The following is a 19,602-nucleotide window of genomic DNA, read 5'->3' as shown; positions in this document are numbered from 1 at the left end:
GAGTCGAACCCCTCTTTTCAGAATGAAAATCTGACGTCCTAACCGATAGACGAAGGGCGCGTGCGCTTGTGGTGTGGCGCCCTTATAGTCAGGCTCCCGTTGCTCCGCAAGCGGAAAAATTGATTTTTCTTGCTTCGTGACGAGTTTTCTTATGGAGGCCGGAAGGGCTGTGGAAAACTGTGCCAGAACTGGCCAAGGCCTTGAAATATCGCCCCTATCGCTGCGCGTCAGTAATGCCCCCATGCCTTGCGGGGGGCCGGGGGCGCAGTTTTCCAACCCTTAGCTGGCACAGGCTGTCGGTTGGATGAAACGGATGCTGTGGCGGGCTGAAGGGGAAAGGCAAGCCGGGTCGATTTGCCTGTTGGCGTTTCGGCCGGCTTGCCTTCCATCGGGGGGACAGCATTCTAACGTGCCCGGCGGGAATCGGTTCCGGCGCATTGAACACGCGTGACGAATTTGCGAGCTGATGCGATGTGGTCATATTTTGAAGGGGGAGAACACGAAGGCAAGTGGCACGCCCTAGGGGAGTCGAACCCCTCTTTTCAGAATGAAAATCTGACGTCCTAACCGATAGACGAAGGGCGCGTGCGCTTGTGGTGTGGCGCCCTTATAGTCAGGCTCCCGAAGGTCTGCAAGCGGAAAAATGCATGATTTGACAAAAAAATGACATGGGCCGCCAGAAGCCCTGAAAAACAAGGATTCCTGTTTCGTAACAAATGGTTAAACTGCGACGCCACGCCCATTTTTGTGCTCTCGGCGCTTCGGGAGCGCTGGAATCACGGAATCGAAATCGTCGCACTCGTGCATGGAGATAAAGATTTCAGCAGGTCTCCAGAAACGAAAGCGGGGCCGAAACGGCCCCGCTCGATATACATGTCGATCGCAGTCTCAGTGCAGAATCTGGCTGAGGAACAGACGGGTGCGCTCGTGCTGCGGATTGTCGAAGAATTCGGCGGGCGAGTTCTGTTCGACGATCTGGCCCTGGTCCATGAAGATGACGCGGTTTGCCACCTGGCGGGCGAAGCCCATTTCGTGGGTTACGCACAGCATGGTCATGCCGTCTTCGGCAAGGCTCACCATGGTGTCGAGCACTTCCTTGACCATTTCCGGGTCGAGCGCCGACGTCGGCTCGTCGAACAGCATGATCTTCGGCTTCATGCAGAGCGAGCGGGCAATCGCCACGCGCTGCTGCTGGCCGCCGGAGAGCTGGCCGGGATATTTGTTCGCCTGCTCGGGGATCTTGACGCGCTTCAGATAGTGCATCGCCACTTCTTCGGCTTCCTTCTTGGGCATCTTGCGAACCCAGATCGGCGCCAGCGTGCAGTTTTCGAGGATCGTCAGATGCGGGAAGAGGTTGAAGTGCTGGAACACCATGCCGACTTCACGACGCACCTCGTCGATCTTCTTCAGGTCGTTGGTGAGCTCGATGCCATCGACATTGATCGTGCCCGACTGATGTTCTTCAAGCCGGTTGATGCAGCGGATCATGGTCGATTTGCCGGAGCCCGAAGGGCCGGCGATGACGATGCGCTCGCCCTTCATGACCTTCAGGTTGATATCGCGCAGCACGTGGAAGTCGCCATACCACTTGTTCATGCCGATGAGTTCGATTGCCACGTCCGTTGTCGAGACGGTCAGTTTTTTTGCTTGGGTTTCTGCCATTTGAGCGTCCCTTATCGTTTATGCCCGGTGTCGAGGTGCCGTTCCATGAACAGCGAATAACGCGACATGCCGAAGCAGAATATCCAGAATACGAAGCCTGCGAAAATATAGCCAGTCATGGCGGTGACGGGCGTGGCCCAGTTCGCATCCGATTGGTTGAGTGTGACAATGCCGAGCAGGTCGAACATGCCGATGATCGAGACCAGCGACGTGTCCTTGAACAGCCCGATGAAGGTGTTGACGATGCCCGGAATGACGAGCTTCAGCGCCTGCGGCAGCACGATCAGCCGCGTCTTCTGCCAGTAGTTCAGGCCGAGCGAATCCGCACCTTCATATTGTCCCTTCGGAATGGCCTGCAGGCCGCCGCGGATTACCTCCGCCATATAGGCCGAGGAGAACAGCGACACGCCGACGAGCGCGCGCAGGAACTTGTCGAAGGTCCAGCCGTCGGGCAGGAACAGCGGCAGCATGATGCTGGCGAAGAACAGGACGGTAATCAGCGGAATGCCACGAATGACCTCGATGAAGAGCACGCAGAGCATCTTGATCACCGGCAGGTTCGACCGCCGGCCGAGCGCCAGAAGAATGCCGAAGGGGAGCGACACCGTGATCCCGAAGAACGACAGGATGAGGGTCACCATCAGGCCGCCCCAGAGCTGCGTTTCCACCTTCGGCAGGCCGAAGACGCCGCCGATGAGCAGGAAAAACGCAATGAAGGGCAGGATGATGAAAAGCGCCAGCGCATTCAGTCGCTTGAACGGCGCTTTTGGAATCAGCATCGGTATCAGCAGGATGGCGAACGCCACCATCACCAGGATGGGACGCCAGCGTTCGTCGATCGGATAGCGGCCGAAGACGAATTGGCCGAGCTTCGCCGAAACGAAAGCCCAGCACGCACCGGACTGGCCATCCGGCAGCGCGCCGCCCTGCGAAGAAGTCAGGCAGGCGATACGATCGCTGCCGGTCCATACCGCGTCGATGAACAGCCACTTGATGATCGGCGGCACCAGATAGGCCAGCAGGGCAAGGGCGATAACCGTCAGGACGGTGTCCTTCGGCGTGGCGAAAAGTTTGGTGCGCAGCCAGTGGCCGAAGCCGACGGCGCTCGAGGGCGCGGGTTTGGCGTCCTCGATGGTCTGTCGCACGAATGCGTGATTGCTGATCGTCATCGTTATCGCTCCACCAGGGCCATTTTCGCATTGAACCAGTTCATGACCACGGCCGTGAGCAGGGACAGCGAGAGATAAATGACCAGCCAGATGGCAACGACTTCGACTGCCTGTCCCGTCTGGTTCAGGATCGTGCCGCCGACCGAGACGATGTCGGCGAAGCCGACAGCGACCGCAAGCGAGGAGTTCTTGGTCAGGTTGAGATACTGGCTCGTCAGCGGCGGGATGATGATGCGCATCGCCTGCGGAACGACGATCAGGCGCGTCGTGGTGCTGGAGCGAAGTCCCAGTGCATCCGCAGCTTCCGTCTGCCCCTTCGCCACAGCCTTGATGCCGCCGCGAACGATTTCGGCGATAAAGGAGGCGGTGTAGAAGGAAAGCGCCAGGAACAGCGACATGAATTCAGGTGCGACGACCGCGCCGCCCGAGAGATTGAACCGCCCTGCAATCGGATAGTCGAATGTCAGCGGTGCCCCGAGCGCCAGAAATGTCGCCAGCGGCAGGCCGATGATGAGAAGCGTCGCCGTTATTCCGGTGCGGAACTGCTGTCCGGTTCTTTCCTGTCTCGCCTTCGCCCAGCGGTAAACGAAGACGCTGAGAACGATGGCGACGAGGAAAGCGAGCGGCACGAGCCAGGTGCCTTCTCCCCACAGCGGCTTGGGAAAGAAGAAGCCGCGATTGTTGAGGTAGGTTCCAAGCGGAAGCTCGAGCGACTCGCGTGCCTGCGGCAGAACCGAGATGACGCCCTTGTACCAGAAGAAGATGACGAGCAGCGGCGGGATGTTGCGGAAGATTTCCACATAGGCCTGCGCGAGTTTCGAAATCAGCCAGTTGTTGGACAGCCGGGCGATGCCGACGATGAAACCGATGATCGAGGCGGCGATGATGCCGAAAAACGCAACCTGGATCGTGTTGAGAATGCCAACGAGCAATGCCCGGCCATAGGTCGCGTCGCTGGTATAAGCGATCAGCGACTGGCCGATATCGAAACCGGCTCTTCCGTTGAGGAAGCCGAAGCCGGACGAGATGTTTGACCGTTGAAGATTGGTGATCGTATTCGTCACGATGATCCAGACGAAGGCGGCCAGGACGACGACTGTCAGGACCTGATAGAAAATGCCGCGTATGCGTGGATCGTAGATAAGTGACGACGCGCTTTGCGCGCGCGATCGTTGCGAACTGACCGCGTTGCCTGCCATAGGCACCTTTCCCTTTTATGTGCTCTTTGCGAGCTTATTTATATAATTTGAAGTGGAGGCCGGGCGTTGCCCAGCCTCCTTATGATCTAGCCGGTAATGGGGCCGATCAACGGACCGGCGGTGCGTATTGCAGGCCGCCCTTGGTCCACAGCGCGTTCTGGCCACGCTCGATCTTCAGCGGAGAGCCAGCGCCGACGTTGCGGTCGAAGACTTCGCCGTAGTTACCCACCAGCTTGATGATGTTGTAGGCCCAGTCGTTGGTCACGCCGAGATCGGTACCGATCTTGGTGCCTTCTTCCGTGCCGAGCAGGCGCTTCACGTCCGGATTGGCGCTGTTCTTCTGCTCATCGACATTCTTGGAGGTGACGCCAAGCTCTTCGGCGTTGACCATCGCATAGTGAACCCAGGTCACGATGTCGAACCACTGGTCGTCACCCTGGCGAACGGCCGGGCCAAGCGGCTCCTTGGAGATGACTTCCGGCAGAACGACGTTTTCGTCCGGGTTCTTCAGCTTCAGACGGATTGCATAGAGACCCGACTGGTCGGTGGTGTAAACGTCGCAACGGCCCGAATCATAGGCAGAGGTTGCGTCGGATTCCTTTTCGAAAACGACCGGGTTGTACTGCAGATTGTTGGTCTTGAAGTAGTCGGCCAGGTTGAGCTCGGTGGTCGTGCCGGTCTGAACGCAGACGGCGGCGCCGGAGAGTTCGAGAGCGGACTTCACGTTGAGGCTCTTCTTGGCGATGAAGCCCTGGCCGTCATAATAGTTGACGGTGCGGAAGTTGAAGCCGAGCGACGTGTCGCGGCTGATCGTCCAGGTGGTGTTACGGGTCAGAACATCGACTTCACCGGACTGGAGAGCCGGGAATCGGTCCTTGCTCGAAAGGGCGACGAACTTGGCTTTCGAAGGATCACCGAAAACCGCGGTGGCAATACCACGGCAATAGTCCACGTCGATACCGGACCATTCGCCCTTGTCATCGGGATTGGAAAATCCCGGAATGCCCGCGCTGACGCCGCAGGTGACGAAACCTTTTCCCTTCACATCCTGAAGCGTCGCAGCCGAAGCGACCGAGGCTCCTCCCAAAACTGCTGCGCCGATGGCGGCTGACAGAATTGCCTTTTTCATTTTTCCCAACCTTTGTTTGTTATCGTCACTTGGAAGGGGACCGGCATGTTTGTCTTCCCCAGCTCCCCCTTCAGCGAGATCTTTTTCGATCCGCTTTTTCTATCACAATCACAATTGGCAGCGGGGTCAAGACGTGCGGGCAATAATTGTGCCTATAAAACGGAATTTTCCAAATTTTGGTCGGGAAGTGTGCAAAGGGTGAAAATATAAGCATATTTTTGCGGAAATTTGCACTTGCACAGTATTTGTATACTTATTGTATTCTGGTTGGCAATGGATCAATCCGACCCACTCGGACGTCCCTGCGGGACTTGACCTTGCGTTGCGCTCTTAGCATTGTCGCACGCGTCAATGTTCCTTCGAAAGCTGATCTGAAATGACCAAGACAAATGACCTGCTTTCCGCCGCAGGTGTGAATACGCGCCTGACCCATGGCGGCAACGATCCCGCGGACTGTTTCGGTTTCGTCAATCCGCCCATCGTGCGCGGTTCGACCGTGCTTTTTCCAGACGCGGAGACGCTTTCGACCGAAAACCAGAAATATACCTATGGCACCCACGGCACGCCGACGACGGATGCTTTGTGCAATCTCGTCAACGAACTGGAAGGGTCTGTCGGAACCATTCTCGTGCCCTCGGGCCTTGCGGCCATCACCGTGCCGTTCCTTGCCTATCTCGGCGCCGGCGACCATGCGCTGATCGTCGATTCCGTCTATTTTCCGACGCGCCGTTTCTGCAATACGATGCTGAAGAAGCTCGGTGTCGAGGTGGAATATTACGACCCGGCAATCGGGGAGGGCATTGAGGCTATCATCCGGCCGAACACCAAGCTGGTGCATCTGGAAGCGCCGGGCTCCAACACCTTCGAGATTCAGGATGTAAGGCTGATCACCGATATCGCTCACCGGCATGATTGCGTGGTGACGATGGACAATACCTGGGCGACGCCGCTTTATTTCAAGCCGCTCGATTTCGGCGTCGATGTCTCCATTCACGCCGCCACTAAATATCCTTCGGGTCATTCGGATGTGCTGATGGGTTTCGTCTCGGCCAATGAAAAGCACTGGAAGGCGCTTTATCAGGCCAATACCAATCTCGGCATCTGCGTCACCTCTGACGATGCCTATCAGATCCTGCGCGGCATGCGCACGATGGGAATAAGGCTGGAGCACCACCAGAAAAGCGCGCTCGATATCGCCACATGGCTGGAGAGCCGTGACGACGTCGTCCGCGTGCTGCATCCGGCGCTGCCGAGCTTTGCCGGGCACGAACTCTGGAAGCGCGATTTCCAGGGCGCAAGCGGTGTCTTCTCCTTCGTGCTGAAGGCGGAAGAGGGCAAATACAAGCAGGCGGCGGCCGCCTTCCTCAATGCGCTGACCTTCTTCGGGCTCGGCTATTCCTGGGGCGGATACGAATCGCTTGCCGTTTCGGTCTCGCTTGTCGACAGGACCATTGCCAAGGGCCCCTCGGAAGGACCGGTCATCCGCCTGCAGATCGGGCTTGAGGATATCGCCGATCTCAAGAAGGATCTCGAGGCCGGGTTTGCGGCAGCGGCCGGGGTTTGACCTCAGCCTTTGGCGCGATAGCCGTAGAGCCAGTCGAAGTCCTTCAGGAAGGCGTCGGTGGGACGCGTGGAAAACACGAAGTCCCGCGCAATACGCACCGGGCCTGTGGCGTGATAGGCAAAACGATTGAGAGAGGCCCGCTTGCGGGCCTTTTCTATGCGCGGCAGGCGCAGGGACTCGAAAGCGGCAAGGGCCTGCGGCAAGGGCAGGGGCTTTTCGGCATGGCCGCCTGCCGTCGCTCCCGCAAGTTCGAAAGCATCCTCTATCGCCATGGCCGCGCCCTGTGCGGCGAAGGGCATCATGGCATGCGCCGCATCGCCGATCAGCACCGTGTCGCGGCCATTGTGCCAGCGGCCCGGGCCAGCCTGATAAAGCGGCCAGAAGGTCGGATTTTCAGACGAATCGAGCAATCGGACGATATCCGGGCTGAAACCGCGAAACTGTTCCAGCAGCATGGCTTTCTGCCGCCCGCTCGATTCCGCCCGCCAGGTTGCGCCGGGGTCGGCACCGAGCGCGATGGCGACGATGTTGAAACCGCCGACTTCCTTCAGCGGATAGGCGACGATATGGCCCCCGGAACCCAGATAGGCGGTCACCGCGCTTTTGTTGATGGCTGACGGCACGTCGTTTGCGGCAACGGTGAAACGCCAGGCAATATTGCCGGAGAAGGTGGCTGTGGGGGCGGAAGGGACCGCGAAGCGGGCCGCCGACCAGACACCGTCCGCGCCGACGATCAGATCATGGTCACGGAAGGTGGTTGCGGCAATCACGTCCACCGTCGCGTTTTCGATGCGCTTGCCGAGATGCAGGCGGCAGAGCGGGTTGCGTGTCACCGCCTGGAGAAGCGCATTCTGCAGCGTCGAGCGGTGCAGCACGCCATAGGGTGCGCCCCAGCGTGCGCGCGCCACCGTTCCCATCGGCAGGGAGAGCAGCGTGGCGAGCGATTTTCCGGAGGCGAGTTCGACGCTGACCGGTTCGGTCCAGCGCGCTTGGATTTCCGGCAGCACGCCGAGTTCGGCGAGAATGCGGGCGGCATTGGGCGAGAGTTGCAGGCCTGCGCCGACTTCCGTCAGCTCACCGGCCTGTTCGATGATGTCACAGTCGATACCGTGCCGGGCAAAGGAAAGGGCAGCGGTGAGACCGGCGATGCCGGCACCGACAATGGCTACGGATTTGATGGGCATTGGTGCGCCCCGATCAGGAAAAGTGGAAGGTCAGGCGGCCTTCACATGGAAGACGCAGCCCGGAGGATTGGTCTGCTCTGCCTTCAGCGACGGATTGTAGCGGTAAAGGGTGGAGCAATAGGAACAGACCTTCTCGTTGTCGTCGCCCATATCGATGAAGATATGCGGATGATCGAAAGGCACGGAAGCGCCGGTGCACATGAATTCCTTGACGCCGATCTCGATCATGCGGTGTCCGCCATCGTTCTGGAAGTGGGGAATGGAATGCCCGGCCATGTTCGTCTCCAAATGCAATATCGTTATCGAGCCGCAATCCGTCTTCGCGTGTCGGCTCGTCGTTGCGGATATGTAGCCTCAAACGCATTGCATCTCCATAAAAATCGTCAGCAAAACATGTTCAACATTGCTAATTCCTGCCATATGGTCCGGCAAAAAGGATGTCCTTGATGAATCTCAACACGCCGCAGTTTTCCGATTTTTCCCATGACGGCCTTCGCCTTGCCTATTTCGACGAGGGCGATCCGGCGGGCGATCCGGTTCTGCTGATCCACGGCTTCGCCTCCAGCGCCAATGTCAACTGGGTGCATCCCGGCTGGTTGAAGACGCTGGGGGAAGCGGGCTACCGGGTGATCGCCATCGACAATCGCGGCCACGGCGCAAGCGACAAGCCGCACGATTCCGAAGCCTATTATCCACCCGTCATGGCGGGCGATGCGGTGGCGCTGCTCAACCATCTCGGCATCGCCGAAGCGCATGTGATGGGCTATTCCATGGGCGCGCGCATTTCCGCATTTCTCGCCATGGCGCATCCGGAGCGCGTGCGTTCGCTGGTCTTCGGCGGGCTCGGCATCGGCATGGTCGAAGGGGTCGGCGACTGGGATCCGATTGCCGAGGCGCTTCTCGCACCTTCGCTCGATGTCGTCACCCATGAGCGCGGCCGCATGTTCCGCGCCTTTGCCGACCAGACGAAAAGCGACCGGCTGGCGCTGGCCGCCTGTATCGAGACGTCGCGGGTTCTCGTCACGCGCGAACAGGCTGAGAAAATCGATGCGCCGACGCTGATCGCGGTCGGAACGAAGGACGATATCGCCGGTTCCGGTGCGGAGCTTGCCGCGATCATGCCGCATGCGCGGGCGATCGACATTCCCGGCCGCGACCATATGCTGGCCGTCGGCGACCGGGTGTTCAAGGCGGCGGTGCTGGAATTTTACCGCTCGCTTTGATCGGGAGCATTTCCAGGAAAAGCGGAGCCCGGTTTTCCGTCCGGAAATGCGGCAACGCTGAGGACAGCAAGAAACGGTTTTTCATGCTGCATGAAGAAAAACTGAAGCCTTGCCGCCTTTAAAGTCGTCATTCGAATCCCATTTCTAATGCACGTCTTTTTCTGTATAAAGAACGACCACTGCAAACGAGGAGACCATTCATGGTCGCACGTACCGAGGCCCGTCAGCCCGAACAGCTGGCGATCGTCGATCCCATCTGGGGTAGCCTGCTCAATGAAGCCCGCAGCGCCGCGGCGCAGGACCCGCTGCTTTCGGCCTTCCTTTATTCGACGATCCTCAATCACCGGTCTCTCGAAGAATGTGTGATCTATCGCATCTGTGAACTCCTCGATCATCCCGACATGCAGGCCGTGCTGCTGCGCCAGACCTTCCAGGACATGCTGGATGACTGGCCGGAATGGGGCAGCGTGCTGCGCGTCGACATTCAGGCCGTTTACGACCGCGATCCCGCCTGCACGCGCTTCATGGAGCCGCTCCTCTATTTCAAGGGATTCCAGGCCATCCAGACCCACAGGCTCGCCCACTGGCTGCTGCAGAAGGGCCGCAAGGACTTCGCGTTTTATCTGCAGAGCCGCTCCTCGAGCATCTTCCAGACGGATATCAATCCGGCCGCGCGCATCGGCAAGGGCATCTTCCTCGATCATGCCACCGGGCTTGTCGTCGGTGAGACGGCGGTGATCGGCGACAACGTCTCCATCCTGCATGGCGTCACGCTCGGCGGCACCGGCAAGGAAGGGGCGGACCGCCATCCGAAGATCGGAAACGGCGTGATGATCGGGGCCGGGGCGAAAATCCTCGGCAATATCGAGATCGGCAGCTGCTCGCGCATCGCCGCCGGTTCGGTGGTGCTGAAGCCGGTTCCGCCCAAGACGACCGTTGCCGGCGTGCCGGCGCGTGTGGTGGGAGAAGCAGGGTGTTCCGAACCCTCGCGCCTGATGGACCAGCTTATCGGGGCCGATATCTGACCCGCCCTGTCGCGCCCCGATGGGGCCGGCATTTTCACGGTCGTCCGTGTGGAAGACACGGATGACTTGCCGCTTTCACTTTACTTTGGCCTTTGTCCCATGCCAAAAGCGGGCCAACGCGAACCGCACAGGAGAATAGTGGTGAAAGCCGACGAAATCAAAAAACTCGACGCCTATTTCAAGCGCACCTTCAACCCGACGATGGTGGTCAAGGCGCGTCCGCGCAAGGACGATTCCGCCGAAGTGTATCTTGGCGAAGAGTTTCTCGGCGTCGTTTATATCGATGACGAAGACGGCGACCGCTCCTACAACTTCTCCATGGCGATCCTCGACGTCGACCTCTGATCGTCACCATCCGGTGACGGATGGAGTTTCGCACTGAACCAGTCGCCCGTGGCGGTTACGCCGCGGGCGATTTGTTTTTTCGGCTGCTGACCTGCATCATCAGGCGGTTTTCCGGACGCAGGGTAACCCGCATCAGCGGCTCGGTATTTGCCGGGCTTTTGTTCCTGAGGTGGTCGTTCTGCAAAAGCACGGCAAGGATTGCGACAGCCTCCATCATGGCAAAGGCATTGCCGATGCAGACGCGCGGGCCAGCGCCGAAGGGCATGTAGGCGTAGCGGTGGCGCGCCTTGACCCTTTCGGGCTCGAAGCGTGACGGGTCGAAGCGGTCGGGTTCTTCCCAAAGTGTCGTGTGCCGGTGGACGGCGTAGATCGGCACATAAAGAACGGTGCCGGCCGGGATATCGTGTTCGCCGAGCCTGAAGTCCTGCAATGCCGTGCGTGTCACGACAGGGGCGGGCGGGTAAAGCCGCATCGCTTCCGAAAATACCTGTCTGGTATAGGTCAGGCGGGCGATATGTTCGGCCGCCACCGGTTCACCGGCGGTAACGGTTTCGATCTCGTCGATGACCTTGCGCTCCACGTCGCTGTTTTGCGAGAGCAGATGGAAAGTCCAGGCAAGGCCGAGGGCCGTGGTTTCATGCCCGGCGGTGATGAAGGTCAGGAGATTGTCGATGATTTCCGTGTCGCTCATCATGCGCCCGGTTTCCGGATCTTTCGCTTCGAGCAGCATGGAAACCAGATCGTTCCTTCCGATCGGATTCTGCCGTCTTTCGGAAATGACGGTCGCAAGGCTGGAACGAAGATAGCCGACCGCCGCGCGGGCCTTGCGCCGGCCCGGATGCGGAAGCCATTCCGGTGCGCCCAGCATGGCGAGCGCGAAGGTCCAGCCCGTGGGTTTCAGATAATCGGTGATGCTTTGCTCGACACGCCCGATATCGATGCCGTGGCCGCCGGACATCATGGTTTCGACGATGATGTCAAAGGTCGTCCGCATCATCTCATGGCCGATATCGATGTCGCCGGCAGGAGATGCGTGCCAGCGCTGTTGTGTGCGGCGCGCAGCGTCGATCATGACCGGCAGCAATTCCAGCAGCTTCTCGTGCCGGAACGCTGCGGCGACGGATTGCCTTTGCCACTTCCAGTGATCGCCATCGGCTGTCAGAAGCCCCTGGCCGAGCGCGGGGCCGAGGGCGCGGCGCACATCTTCGCCCTTGCCGAGCAGATGGGCGTTCTTGACCAGTGCCTCATGGATAAGCGCGGGATCGGCAAGATGAACCCGCATGACGCCGCCGAGACGGGTAAAGACTGCCGGCTCGCTGAAAATTTCCGGCGGCAGAGCCTTCAGCGGATTGCGGATGAGCGACAGCGCGACGCGGGCCGTTGCGAATTTGGAGACGGGAGCGATTCCGGGCGTATCCGGGGAGGCGGTGCGAAGGTCGGTTCCGGTCATTTACAGGTCCTTTGTCCGCGTTGAACACTTACATTTCCTGTTAAGGTGTATACCTTATTGTGGGTATTTAAGGTGCATACCTTATATTTCAATGGTCGGGTTCGAAATCAATGAAGAAAAGCAGTACGGGGCGGACGGCGGCACGCCCCACACGCGAGAGAATTCTCGACGCCGCTCTTACTCTGTTTAACGAGCGCGGGCCCGACCACGTGACGACCGCCGAAATTGCACGGGCGGTAGCGATCAATGAGGGCAATCTCTATTATCACTTCCGCACCAAGGAAGCGCTGGTTCTGGCGCTGTTTGCCCGGTTCGAGGCCGACGCGCTGGCAATTGTCGGAAAGATTGACGGGGCCGATGAGGGAGCGGCGGCTACCTATGCCGGTTTTCTGCGGCTCTGGTTTTCGCTGGTGTGGGACTATCGTTTCCTGTTTCGCGATCTGGTCGGTCTTGTCTCTTCCGCCCCGGCGCTGGTGGAGCCCGTGCGAACCATAAGCGCCGCGATGCGCCTTGCCGTCGGCGATATCGTCGCGCGCATGGAGAAAGCGGGCCTCGCCGCGATACCCGAAGAAGAGCGGCCTGCTGTTCTGACGAACCTCTGGATCGTCTCCACCTATTGGGCGTCCTATCTCAACCTTCAGGAAGGCATCACCGAGTTCGGTCCGCCGCAGCTGGACTGGGGATTGAAGCAGGTCTCAAGCCTGTTCAGGCCCTATCTATCCGCGGAAGCGAAAGCCGAGCTGGAAGTGTTGCTGGTAGGGGAGCCGTAGGTTTCACCGGACGGTGATATGGCTGGAAAACAGGGACGCCCGCGACGATATCCGTCGCGGGCGTTTTTACGATTATCAGCCATATGCCGCTGAAATATCAGGCAGCCTTCAGCAGATCGCCATGCGGATCGAGGACGAACTTGGTGGCCGCGCCCTGATCGAAGCTTTCATAGCCCTGCACCGCATCGTCGAGCGCGATGATTTTGGCGTTGACGATATCGGCAATCGGCAGGCGGTCATGCAGGATCGCCTGCATGAGCTGGCGGTTATATTTCAGCACCGGCGTCTGGCCGGTGTGGAAGGATTGCGCCTTGGCCCAGCCGAGGCCGAAGCGCAGCGACAGGCTGCCCTGTTTCGCGGCCGCATCCACCGCGCCGGGATCTTCGGTGACATAGAGGCCCGGAATGCCGATGGAGCCGGCGGCGCGGGTGATTTCCATCATCTGGTTGAGAACGATGGCCGGTTGTTCGCCGCCCGCATGGCCGCGCGCTTCGAAACCGACGGCGTCGATGGCGCTATCCACCTCGTTGGTGCCGACGATTTCGGCGATCATGTCGCCCAGCCGGTCGCCCTTGGAAAGATCGACGGGTTCAAAACCGACTTTTGCCGCGTGCGCAAGGCGATCCTTGTTGAAATCGCCGATCATGACGACCGCAGCACCCAGAATACGGGCGGATGCGGCGGCGGCAAGGCCGACCGGGCCGGCGCCCGCGACATAGACCGTGGAGCCGACGCCGACGCCTGCCTTGACCGCGCCATGGAAGCCGGTCGGCAGAATGTCGGAGAGCATGGTGAGGTCGCGGATCTTCGACATCGCCTTGTCTCGGTCCGGGAATTTCAGCAGGTTGAAATCGGCATAGGGAATGGTGACATAACGTGCCTGTCCACCGATCCAGCCGCCCATATCGACATAACCGTAAGCGCCGCCGGCGCGGGACGGGTTCACCGTCAGGCAGACGCCGGTATCCTGCGACTTGCAGCAACGGCAGCGGCCGCAGGCGACGTTGAAGGGCACCGAGACGATATCGCCAATTTCCAGCATCTCGACATCGACGCCTTTTTCGATGACTTCGCCGGTGATTTCATGGCCGAGGACGAGGCCCGGCATCGCCGTGGTGCGGCCGCGCACCATATGCTGGTCGGAGCCGCAGATATTGGTGGAAATCACCTTGAGAATGACGCCGTGCTCAATGCGGCGGCCGTCCGGCGCCTCAAGCTTCGGGTCATCGATATCGCGAACCTCGACCTGACCCGGCCGCATGTAAACGACGCCTCTGTTCCTGCTCATATCCATCTCCTCCATGGTTTGAACACCGTACCTGTCCGCTCCTCCGCAGACAGGTGACTCCATGGGTGCAGCAAACCATGTGAGGGGAGATGTGGCGTTCGGGAATACGACACGCGGTGTGGTCGTAACGACACCGCGTTTCGCCCGATGTCACGGTGGCGTTATCTGTCTAGCGGTTTTCTGAGGCGGCCGGCGGCATCCTGAATATATTGCCAGGCGACACGGCCGGAGCGTCCGCCGCGCGTGGTCGCCCATTCCAGCGCCTCGTGATGCAGCGTTTCGCGGTCCAGACCCAGATCGAAATGCGCCGCATAGCTGTCGATCATCGTCAGATAATCTTCCTGGCCGCATTTGTGGAAACCGAGCCACAGGCCGAAACGGTCCGAAAGCGAGACCTTTTCCTCCACCGCTTCCGAAGGGTTGATGGCGGTGGACTGCTCGTTTTCCATCATGTGGCGCGGCAGAAGATGGCGGCGGTTGGACGTTGCATAAAACAGCACATTGTCCGGCCGGCCTTCGATGCCGCCGTCGAGCGCCGCCTTCAGCGATTTATAGGCCGTATCGTCATGGTCGAAGGAGAGGTCGTCGCAGAAGACGATGACGCGATGGCCGGAGGCCTTCAATATATCGAGCAAAGCGGGCAGGGTGTGGATGTCCTCGCGGTGCACTTCCACCAGTTTCAGCGAAACGCCGCTTGCCGCGCGCACATCTTCGTGAACGGCCTTGACCAGCGAGGATTTGCCCATGCCGCGCGCACCCCACAACAGCACGTTATTGGCGGCAAAACCTTCCGCGAAACGCAGCGTGTTTTCGTGGAGAATGTCGCGGACATGGTCGACGCCACGGATCAGCTTCAGGGCGATGCGGTTGGGGCGGGGAACCGGCTGGATAAAGGAGTTGACAGGCGCCCAGACGAAACAATCGGCCGCATTCCAGTCGTTTACGGCGGGCGCCGGCCCGGCCAGACGTTCCACGGCGATGGTGAGCCGGCGCAGTTCTGAAAGAAGCAGGGAGGCCGTTTCTTCTCGAATCATGGTGTTTCTTCCGCTTGTCTGGTGTTCAAAACTCTGTTTTGCGCCCGGCCTAGCATGGCGTTTCAGGCCCATAAAGGTTAAGAGGTCCGGAATCGGTACGGCGTGGGCCCTGCATCTGTTGCAATCCCGGCGTTCCCCACTATATTCCGGCGGCTTGAAAGCTGGGGCGGCATCCAAGGTCGTGCCGTAATTCTGAGGAGTTTTATATGTTCATTAGTCAAGCTTTTGCCCAGGACGCAGCGGGCGGCGCATCGGCCTTCGGTTCCGGCCTTGAAATGCTTTTCCTGTTTGCGCCGCTTATGGTGGTCTGGTACTTTTTCCTTATCCGCCCGCAGCGCGCGCAGATGAAGAAGCGCCAGGAAACGCTGACCAATATTCGCCGTGGCGATCAGGTCGTTCTCGGCGGCGGCATCGTCGGCAAGGTGACCAAGGTCATCGATGACAATGAACTCGAAGTCGAAATCGCCGAAGGCGTGAAAATCCGTGCCGCCCGCGCCTACATTGCCGAAGTGCGTGTGAAGGGCGAAGTGGTCAAGACGGAAGCCGCTTCCTGATCCTGCCGGATTATCGAATGCCCGATTGCGAATTTTGACGGGTTGCGCGCAGCGCGACCCCAACCCTGACCGAGATCGAAATGCTTCATTTTTCCCGTTGGAAAACAGTCTTCATCTGGCTGCTTGTGCTGGCAAGCGTCTTCATCGCCTCTCCCAACCTGTTTACGGACAAACAGCTGGAGGGCATGCCTGCCTGGTACAAGGACAACAAGGTAACGCTCGGTCTCGACCTTCAGGGCGGTTCGCACATCATGCTCAAGATCGAGCGTTCCGACATCGTCAAGGAACGGCTTGAAACGATCGTGGGCGATGTGCGCACGCAGCTTCGCGATGCCAACATCCGCTATTCGGGGCTTACCGGCAACGGCCAGCAGATTCAGGTCCGCATCAGCGATCCCGCTCAGGTGGAAGCCGCCAAGAACGCGCTTCGCGACCTGACGCAGCCGGTGTCCGCCGGCACGCTGGTCGGCGGCTCCATCACCGAAGTGACGATGAATGACGGCGGCGACAATCTGCTCAGGCTCAACCTGACGGATGAAGGCATCGACTACCGCCTGTCGTCCGCCGTTTCGCAATCCATCGAAGTCGTGCGCCGTCGCGTTGACGAAGTCGGCACCACCGAGCCGCTCATCCAGCGTCAGGGTTCGGACCGCATCATCGTGCAGGTGCCCGGCCTTCAGGATCCGCAGCGCCTGAAGTCGCTTCTGAACCAGACGGCAAAGCTCTCCTTCCGCATGGTCGATACGACGATGCCGGTACAGGAAGCCATGAACGGCCGTCCGCCCGCGACCTCCGAGGTTCTCTATTCGCAGGACGATCCGCCGGTTCCCTATCTGGTGGAACGTCGCGCGCTCGTTTCCGGCGACAATCTCGTCGACGCGCAGGCAAGCTTCAACCAGCAGACCAACGAACCCGTCGTCACCTTCCGCTTCGACAGCCGCGGCGCGCAGCGCTTCGCGCAGGCGACGCAGCAGAATGTCGGCAAGCCTTTCGCCATCGTGCTCGATAACCAGGTCATCTCCGCACCTGTCATCCGCGAGCCGATCATCGGCGGTTCGGGGCAGATTTCGGGTAACTTCTCGGTACAGGGCGCCAACGACCTCGCGGTCCTGCTGCGCGCCGGTGCGCTGCCGGCCACGCTGACCGTGGTTGAAGAACGCACCGTCGGCCCGAGCCTCGGTAACGACTCCATCACCGCCGGCCTGACGGCCAGCGCCATCGGCGCCGTTGGCGTCCTCATCTTCATGTTCGTCTTTTATGGCTTCTTCGGCCTGCTCGCGAATATCGCCCTCATCGTCAACGTCATCATGCTGCTCGCTGTGCTGAGTGTGATCGGATCGACGCTCACCTTGCCGGGTATTGCCGGTATCGTCCTGACCATCGGCATGGCGGTGGATTCGAACGTTCTGATCTATGAGCGAATACGCGAGGAGGTGAAGAGCGGTAAACCGCTGATCCAGTCACTGGATAACGGCTTCACCCGCGCATTTGCGACCATTATCGACGCCAACCTGACGACGCTGATCGTGGCAAGCGTGCTGTTCTACATGGGTACCGGCCCGGTGAAGGGCTTCGCGGTTACGCTGGCCGTCGGTATCATCACCACCGTCTTCACGGCCTATACGCTGACGGCGTGGATGTTCGGCTACTGGGTTCGCCGCAGCCGTCCGAAACACCTGCCGAAGGGTGTCCGCACCGCCATGTTCGACGGTCGCGACATTCCCTTCATGCGTTATCGCCGCGTGGTGTTCATGATCACCGGCGCCATCATGCTCGCCTGCGTCGGCGGTTTCGTGGCCAAGGGTCTGAACCTCGGCATCGATTTCCAGGGCGGTTCGGTCATCGAAGTGCGCGCCAAGCAGGGTGAAGCCGATCTCGCCGATATTCGCGATCGTCTGAACCAGCTCAATCTGGGTGAAATCCAGGCGCAGAATTTCGGTACGCCGCAGGATGTTCTCATCCGCATCCAGGCGCAGGACGGCGGCGAAAATGCCGAGCAGTCCGCCATCACCATGGTGCGCGGCGAGCTTGAGGACAAATACGACTTCCGCCGCGTGGAAGTCGTGGGTCCTGCCGTTTCCGGCGACCTGACCGTTACCTCCACCATCGGCGTTATGCTCGCCATGGCGGCGATCATGGTCTACATCTGGGTTCGCTTCGAGTGGCAGTTTGCACTCGGCGCGGTCATCTCCATGGTGCACGACGTGGTTTTCACTATCGGCCTGTTCGTCTTCCTTGGGATAGAGTTCAATCTGACCAGTATCGCGGCGATCCTTACGATCATCGGATATTCGCTGAACGATACCGTGGTCATCTACGACCGTGTCCGTGAAAACCTCAGGCGATACAAGAAGATGCCGCTTTCCATGATCATCGACGTGTCGCTGAACCAGACTCTCTCGCGTACGATCCTTACCGGTCTGACCGTACTTCTGGCACTGCTGGCACTGTATCTCTTCGGCGGCGAGGTCATCCGTTCCTTCACCTTCGCCATGCTGTTCGGTGTCGGTATCGGCGTGTTCTCCTCGGTCTACATCGCCGCTCCGGTGCTGATCGCCTTCAAGCTGCGTCCTGACAGCAAGGATGCGGAAGACGAGAAGGACGACAAGAAAGAAAACAACACCGGCGCCATTGGCGGCAAGCCTGCCGTCTGATGGCCGGCGGGATTGAAATACGCCCGGCCCATTTTCCCGGCCGGGCGCCCATCGATGCCTATGGCAATGGCGGGTTCCGTTTTGCCGACATGTCGCATCGCGGTTCGCTTCTGCTCCTGCCTTCGGGCATCTACGGGTGGGAGCCTGTCGATGCGAAAGAACTGACGGTCGGACATTTCGAAAAGGTTCTGGCGGAAGCGCAGGATATCGAAGTGCTGCTGATCGGCACGGGCGACGGCATGCGGGTTCTGCCGAAGGAATTGCGCGCCGCCTTCAAGGAGGCGGGCATTTCGGTGGATCCGATGAGCACGGGTGCCGCCGTGCGCACCTATAATATCATGCTGTCGGAATCGCGCGCCGTGGCCGCGGCGCTGATTGCCGTCGAAGGCTGACAGGACGTTTCGCGCGGGGAACCATGGCACCCACAGAAAATCTCGACGTCTGCCTCGCGACGCTGCGCGATACCGATCGCGACCGCTATCTCGCCTGTCTTCTGTCGCCTGCCGACAGGCGTAATGCGCTTGCCTCGCTATATGCCTTCAATGCCGAAATCGCCCGCATCCGCGATTCCGTGCGCGAAGCGCTGCCCGGCGAGGTGCGCATGCAATGGTGGCGCGATCTTCTCGACGGTAATCCACATGGCGACAGCCAGTCCCACCCGGTGGCAGCCGCGCTTTTGACGACGATCGAGCACTATCGCCTGCCGCGCCCGGTTCTCGCCAATATGATCGAGGCGCGTATCTTCGATCTCTATGACGACCTGTTCGAGGATCGCAATGCGCTGGAAGGTTATGCCGGAGAGACCGCATCCGCATTGATCCAGCTTGCAAGTCTCGTGCTTTCCACTGAAGACGCCGCATCCAGCGCGGAGGCGGCAGGTCACGCGGGCGTGGCGCAGGCCATGGCCGGCATGCTGCTGCTCATGCCGCTGCACCGGCGTCGCGGGCAGGTCTATATTCCCGCCGATATGCTGGCTGCGGCGGGGCTCGACCGCGAAACCTTTCTTGAAGGGCAGGACAGGCAGCGCATCGGCATTGCCATCGAAATTTTCGCGGCCCATGCGCTGGATCATATCGAGAAGGCGAGACGCTCGAAGATTTCGAAAAATGTCTTTGCCGCCTATCTTCCCGTCGCCCTGTCCGGGCCGGTCATCGCCGCCGCCCGAAAGGCGGGGAGCGGCGTATTCGACGGCGACCTGCAACTGTCGCAGCTTCGCCGGCAATGGCTGCTGGCAAAGGCTTCCTTCCTCAAGCGTTTCTGATGGCGCTGATCGTGCCGGGCGATGAAACGATGTCGATCCCGCAAAGCCACACTTCACACAAGCCTCGGTCTATATGAAGTTGAACCGGGTT

At 59.9% G+C, this 19,602-nt stretch carries 18 protein-coding genes and 1 tRNA gene; 9 read left to right on the top strand and 10 right to left on the bottom strand.

Going from position 1 to position 19,602, the window contains the following annotated elements:
- Nucleotides 1-510: 510 nt before the first annotated feature.
- The 5 genes from ACQZ5K_RS07335 to ACQZ5K_RS07315 form a co-directional block, all read right to left on the bottom strand.
- Nucleotides 511-585, bottom strand: a tRNA-Glu gene (locus ACQZ5K_RS07335).
- Nucleotides 586-888: 303 nt separating this feature from the next.
- On the bottom strand, nt 889-1,662 hold the full coding sequence (locus tag ACQZ5K_RS07330) for an amino acid ABC transporter ATP-binding protein (RefSeq protein WP_003524857.1): 774 nt from the start codon (nt 1,660-1,662) through the stop codon (nt 889-891).
- A gap of 11 nt (nt 1,663-1,673) precedes the next feature.
- A complete protein-coding gene (locus tag ACQZ5K_RS07325) occupies nt 1,674-2,831 on the bottom strand; it encodes an amino acid ABC transporter permease (protein WP_448740011.1) in 1,158 nt (385 codons plus the stop codon).
- 2 nt (nt 2,832-2,833) lie between these two features.
- Complete coding sequence (locus ACQZ5K_RS07320; RefSeq protein WP_003524861.1) at nt 2,834-4,030, bottom strand: amino acid ABC transporter permease; 1,197 nt, start codon at nt 4,028-4,030, stop codon at nt 2,834-2,836.
- A gap of 106 nt (nt 4,031-4,136) precedes the next feature.
- Nucleotides 4,137-5,159, bottom strand: coding sequence for an amino acid ABC transporter substrate-binding protein (locus ACQZ5K_RS07315; RefSeq protein ID WP_003524863.1), 1,023 nt, complete (start codon nt 5,157-5,159; stop codon nt 4,137-4,139).
- A 376-nt stretch (nt 5,160-5,535) separates the two neighbouring features.
- Between ACQZ5K_RS07315 and ACQZ5K_RS07310 the strand changes: the two genes are divergently transcribed.
- Nucleotides 5,536-6,723: a cystathionine beta-lyase gene (locus tag ACQZ5K_RS07310; protein WP_448740010.1), complete on the top strand. Its 1,188-nt coding sequence runs from the start codon at nt 5,536-5,538 to the stop codon at nt 6,721-6,723.
- Between the two features lie 2 nt (nt 6,724-6,725).
- On the opposite strand, the gene ACQZ5K_RS07305 is transcribed toward ACQZ5K_RS07310, so the two are convergent.
- Nucleotides 6,726-7,907, bottom strand: coding sequence for an FAD-dependent monooxygenase (locus tag ACQZ5K_RS07305; protein ID WP_448740009.1), 1,182 nt, complete (start codon nt 7,905-7,907; stop codon nt 6,726-6,728).
- A 30-nt stretch (nt 7,908-7,937) separates the two neighbouring features.
- A complete protein-coding gene (locus ACQZ5K_RS07300) occupies nt 7,938-8,183 on the bottom strand; it encodes a zinc-finger domain-containing protein (RefSeq protein ID WP_003502857.1) in 246 nt (81 codons plus the stop codon).
- Nucleotides 8,184-8,353: 170 nt separating this feature from the next.
- Between ACQZ5K_RS07300 and ACQZ5K_RS07295 the strand changes: the two genes are divergently transcribed.
- From ACQZ5K_RS07295 to ACQZ5K_RS07285, 3 genes are all read left to right on the top strand, one after another.
- On the top strand, nt 8,354-9,130 hold the full coding sequence (locus ACQZ5K_RS07295) for an alpha/beta fold hydrolase (protein ID WP_080818716.1): 777 nt from the start codon (nt 8,354-8,356) through the stop codon (nt 9,128-9,130).
- Between the two features lie 200 nt (nt 9,131-9,330).
- Nucleotides 9,331-10,155 (top strand): serine O-acetyltransferase, encoded by an 825-nt coding sequence (cysE, locus tag ACQZ5K_RS07290; protein ID WP_035261225.1) that lies wholly within the window; start codon nt 9,331-9,333, stop codon nt 10,153-10,155.
- A gap of 141 nt (nt 10,156-10,296) precedes the next feature.
- A complete protein-coding gene (locus ACQZ5K_RS07285; protein ID WP_003524869.1) occupies nt 10,297-10,500 on the top strand; it encodes a DUF3126 family protein in 204 nt (67 codons plus the stop codon).
- Nucleotides 10,501-10,555: 55 nt separating this feature from the next.
- Here the strand turns inward: ACQZ5K_RS07285 and ACQZ5K_RS07280 are convergent, their stop codons facing one another.
- Nucleotides 10,556-11,950, bottom strand: a complete 1,395-nt coding sequence (locus ACQZ5K_RS07280) for a cytochrome P450 (protein WP_448740008.1) — start codon at nt 11,948-11,950, stop codon at nt 10,556-10,558.
- A 110-nt stretch (nt 11,951-12,060) separates the two neighbouring features.
- Here ACQZ5K_RS07280 and ACQZ5K_RS07275 point away from each other — a divergent pair, with 110 nt between their 5' ends.
- Nucleotides 12,061-12,720 carry a TetR/AcrR family transcriptional regulator gene (locus tag ACQZ5K_RS07275; RefSeq protein WP_448740007.1) on the top strand — a complete coding sequence of 220 codons (660 nt, stop codon included), beginning with the start codon at nt 12,061-12,063 and terminating at the stop codon, nt 12,718-12,720.
- Nucleotides 12,721-12,817: 97 nt separating this feature from the next.
- Here the strand turns inward: ACQZ5K_RS07275 and fdhA are convergent, their stop codons facing one another.
- Nucleotides 12,818-14,008, bottom strand: coding sequence for a formaldehyde dehydrogenase, glutathione-independent (gene fdhA / locus ACQZ5K_RS07270; RefSeq protein WP_003524961.1), 1,191 nt, complete (start codon nt 14,006-14,008; stop codon nt 12,818-12,820).
- A 161-nt stretch (nt 14,009-14,169) separates the two neighbouring features.
- A complete protein-coding gene (locus ACQZ5K_RS07265; protein WP_003524963.1) occupies nt 14,170-15,042 on the bottom strand; it encodes an ATP-binding protein in 873 nt (290 codons plus the stop codon).
- Nucleotides 15,043-15,248: 206 nt separating this feature from the next.
- Between ACQZ5K_RS07265 and yajC the strand changes: the two genes are divergently transcribed.
- From yajC to ACQZ5K_RS07245, 4 genes are all read left to right on the top strand, one after another.
- Nucleotides 15,249-15,596, top strand: a complete 348-nt coding sequence (gene yajC, locus ACQZ5K_RS07260) for a preprotein translocase subunit YajC (RefSeq protein ID WP_003524964.1) — start codon at nt 15,249-15,251, stop codon at nt 15,594-15,596.
- An 80-nt stretch (nt 15,597-15,676) separates the two neighbouring features.
- Entirely contained in the window at nt 15,677-18,250 is a 2,574-nt protein-coding gene (gene secDF / locus ACQZ5K_RS07255) for a protein translocase subunit SecDF (protein WP_003524965.1), read from the top strand.
- The gene (locus ACQZ5K_RS07250) at nt 18,250-18,642 is read left to right on the top strand and encodes an Mth938-like domain-containing protein (protein ID WP_003524967.1); all 393 of its coding nucleotides are present in this window, start codon (nt 18,250-18,252) and stop codon (nt 18,640-18,642) included. The genes secDF and ACQZ5K_RS07250 overlap by 1 nt, the downstream gene beginning before the upstream one ends.
- 23 nt (nt 18,643-18,665) lie before the next feature.
- Complete coding sequence (locus ACQZ5K_RS07245) at nt 18,666-19,511, top strand: phytoene/squalene synthase family protein (protein WP_448740006.1); 846 nt, start codon at nt 18,666-18,668, stop codon at nt 19,509-19,511.
- Nucleotides 19,512-19,602 lie beyond the last annotated feature (91 nt).

It is taken from the genome of Agrobacterium sp. 22-226-1 (genome assembly GCF_053522345.1).
The sequence above is the reverse complement of the archived record's forward strand: the minus strand, read 5'-3'. Positions and strand labels throughout refer to the sequence as shown.

Excerpts from the sequence above, each read along its gene's own strand:
- ACQZ5K_RS07310 (WP_448740010.1), top strand. The coding sequence starts at position 5,536 with ATGACCAAGACAAATGACCTGCTTTCCGCCGCAGGTGTGAATACGCGC.
- ACQZ5K_RS07300 (WP_003502857.1), bottom strand. The coding sequence starts at position 8,183 with ATGGCCGGGCATTCCATTCCCCACTTCCAGAACGATGGCGGACACCGC.
- ACQZ5K_RS07330 (WP_003524857.1), bottom strand. The coding sequence starts at position 1,662 with ATGGCAGAAACCCAAGCAAAAAAACTGACCGTCTCGACAACGGACGTG.
- cysE (WP_035261225.1), top strand. The coding sequence starts at position 9,331 with ATGGTCGCACGTACCGAGGCCCGTCAGCCCGAACAGCTGGCGATCGTC.
- fdhA (WP_003524961.1), bottom strand. The coding sequence starts at position 14,008 with ATGAGCAGGAACAGAGGCGTCGTTTACATGCGGCCGGGTCAGGTCGAG.
- ACQZ5K_RS07305 (WP_448740009.1), bottom strand. The coding sequence starts at position 7,907 with ATGCCCATCAAATCCGTAGCCATTGTCGGTGCCGGCATCGCCGGTCTC.
- ACQZ5K_RS07320 (WP_003524861.1), bottom strand. The coding sequence starts at position 4,030 with ATGGCAGGCAACGCGGTCAGTTCGCAACGATCGCGCGCGCAAAGCGCG.
- ACQZ5K_RS07250 (WP_003524967.1), top strand. The coding sequence starts at position 18,250 with ATGGCCGGCGGGATTGAAATACGCCCGGCCCATTTTCCCGGCCGGGCG.
- ACQZ5K_RS07265 (WP_003524963.1), bottom strand. The coding sequence starts at position 15,042 with ATGATTCGAGAAGAAACGGCCTCCCTGCTTCTTTCAGAACTGCGCCGG.
- ACQZ5K_RS07245 (WP_448740006.1), top strand. The coding sequence starts at position 18,666 with ATGGCACCCACAGAAAATCTCGACGTCTGCCTCGCGACGCTGCGCGAT.
- ACQZ5K_RS07295 (WP_080818716.1), top strand. The coding sequence starts at position 8,354 with ATGAATCTCAACACGCCGCAGTTTTCCGATTTTTCCCATGACGGCCTT.
- ACQZ5K_RS07315 (WP_003524863.1), bottom strand. The coding sequence starts at position 5,159 with ATGAAAAAGGCAATTCTGTCAGCCGCCATCGGCGCAGCAGTTTTGGGA.
- secDF (WP_003524965.1), top strand. The coding sequence starts at position 15,677 with ATGCTTCATTTTTCCCGTTGGAAAACAGTCTTCATCTGGCTGCTTGTG.
- ACQZ5K_RS07280 (WP_448740008.1), bottom strand. The coding sequence starts at position 11,950 with ATGACCGGAACCGACCTTCGCACCGCCTCCCCGGATACGCCCGGAATC.
- ACQZ5K_RS07325 (WP_448740011.1), bottom strand. The coding sequence starts at position 2,831 with ATGACGATCAGCAATCACGCATTCGTGCGACAGACCATCGAGGACGCC.
- ACQZ5K_RS07275 (WP_448740007.1), top strand. The coding sequence starts at position 12,061 with ATGAAGAAAAGCAGTACGGGGCGGACGGCGGCACGCCCCACACGCGAG.
- yajC (WP_003524964.1), top strand. The coding sequence starts at position 15,249 with ATGTTCATTAGTCAAGCTTTTGCCCAGGACGCAGCGGGCGGCGCATCG.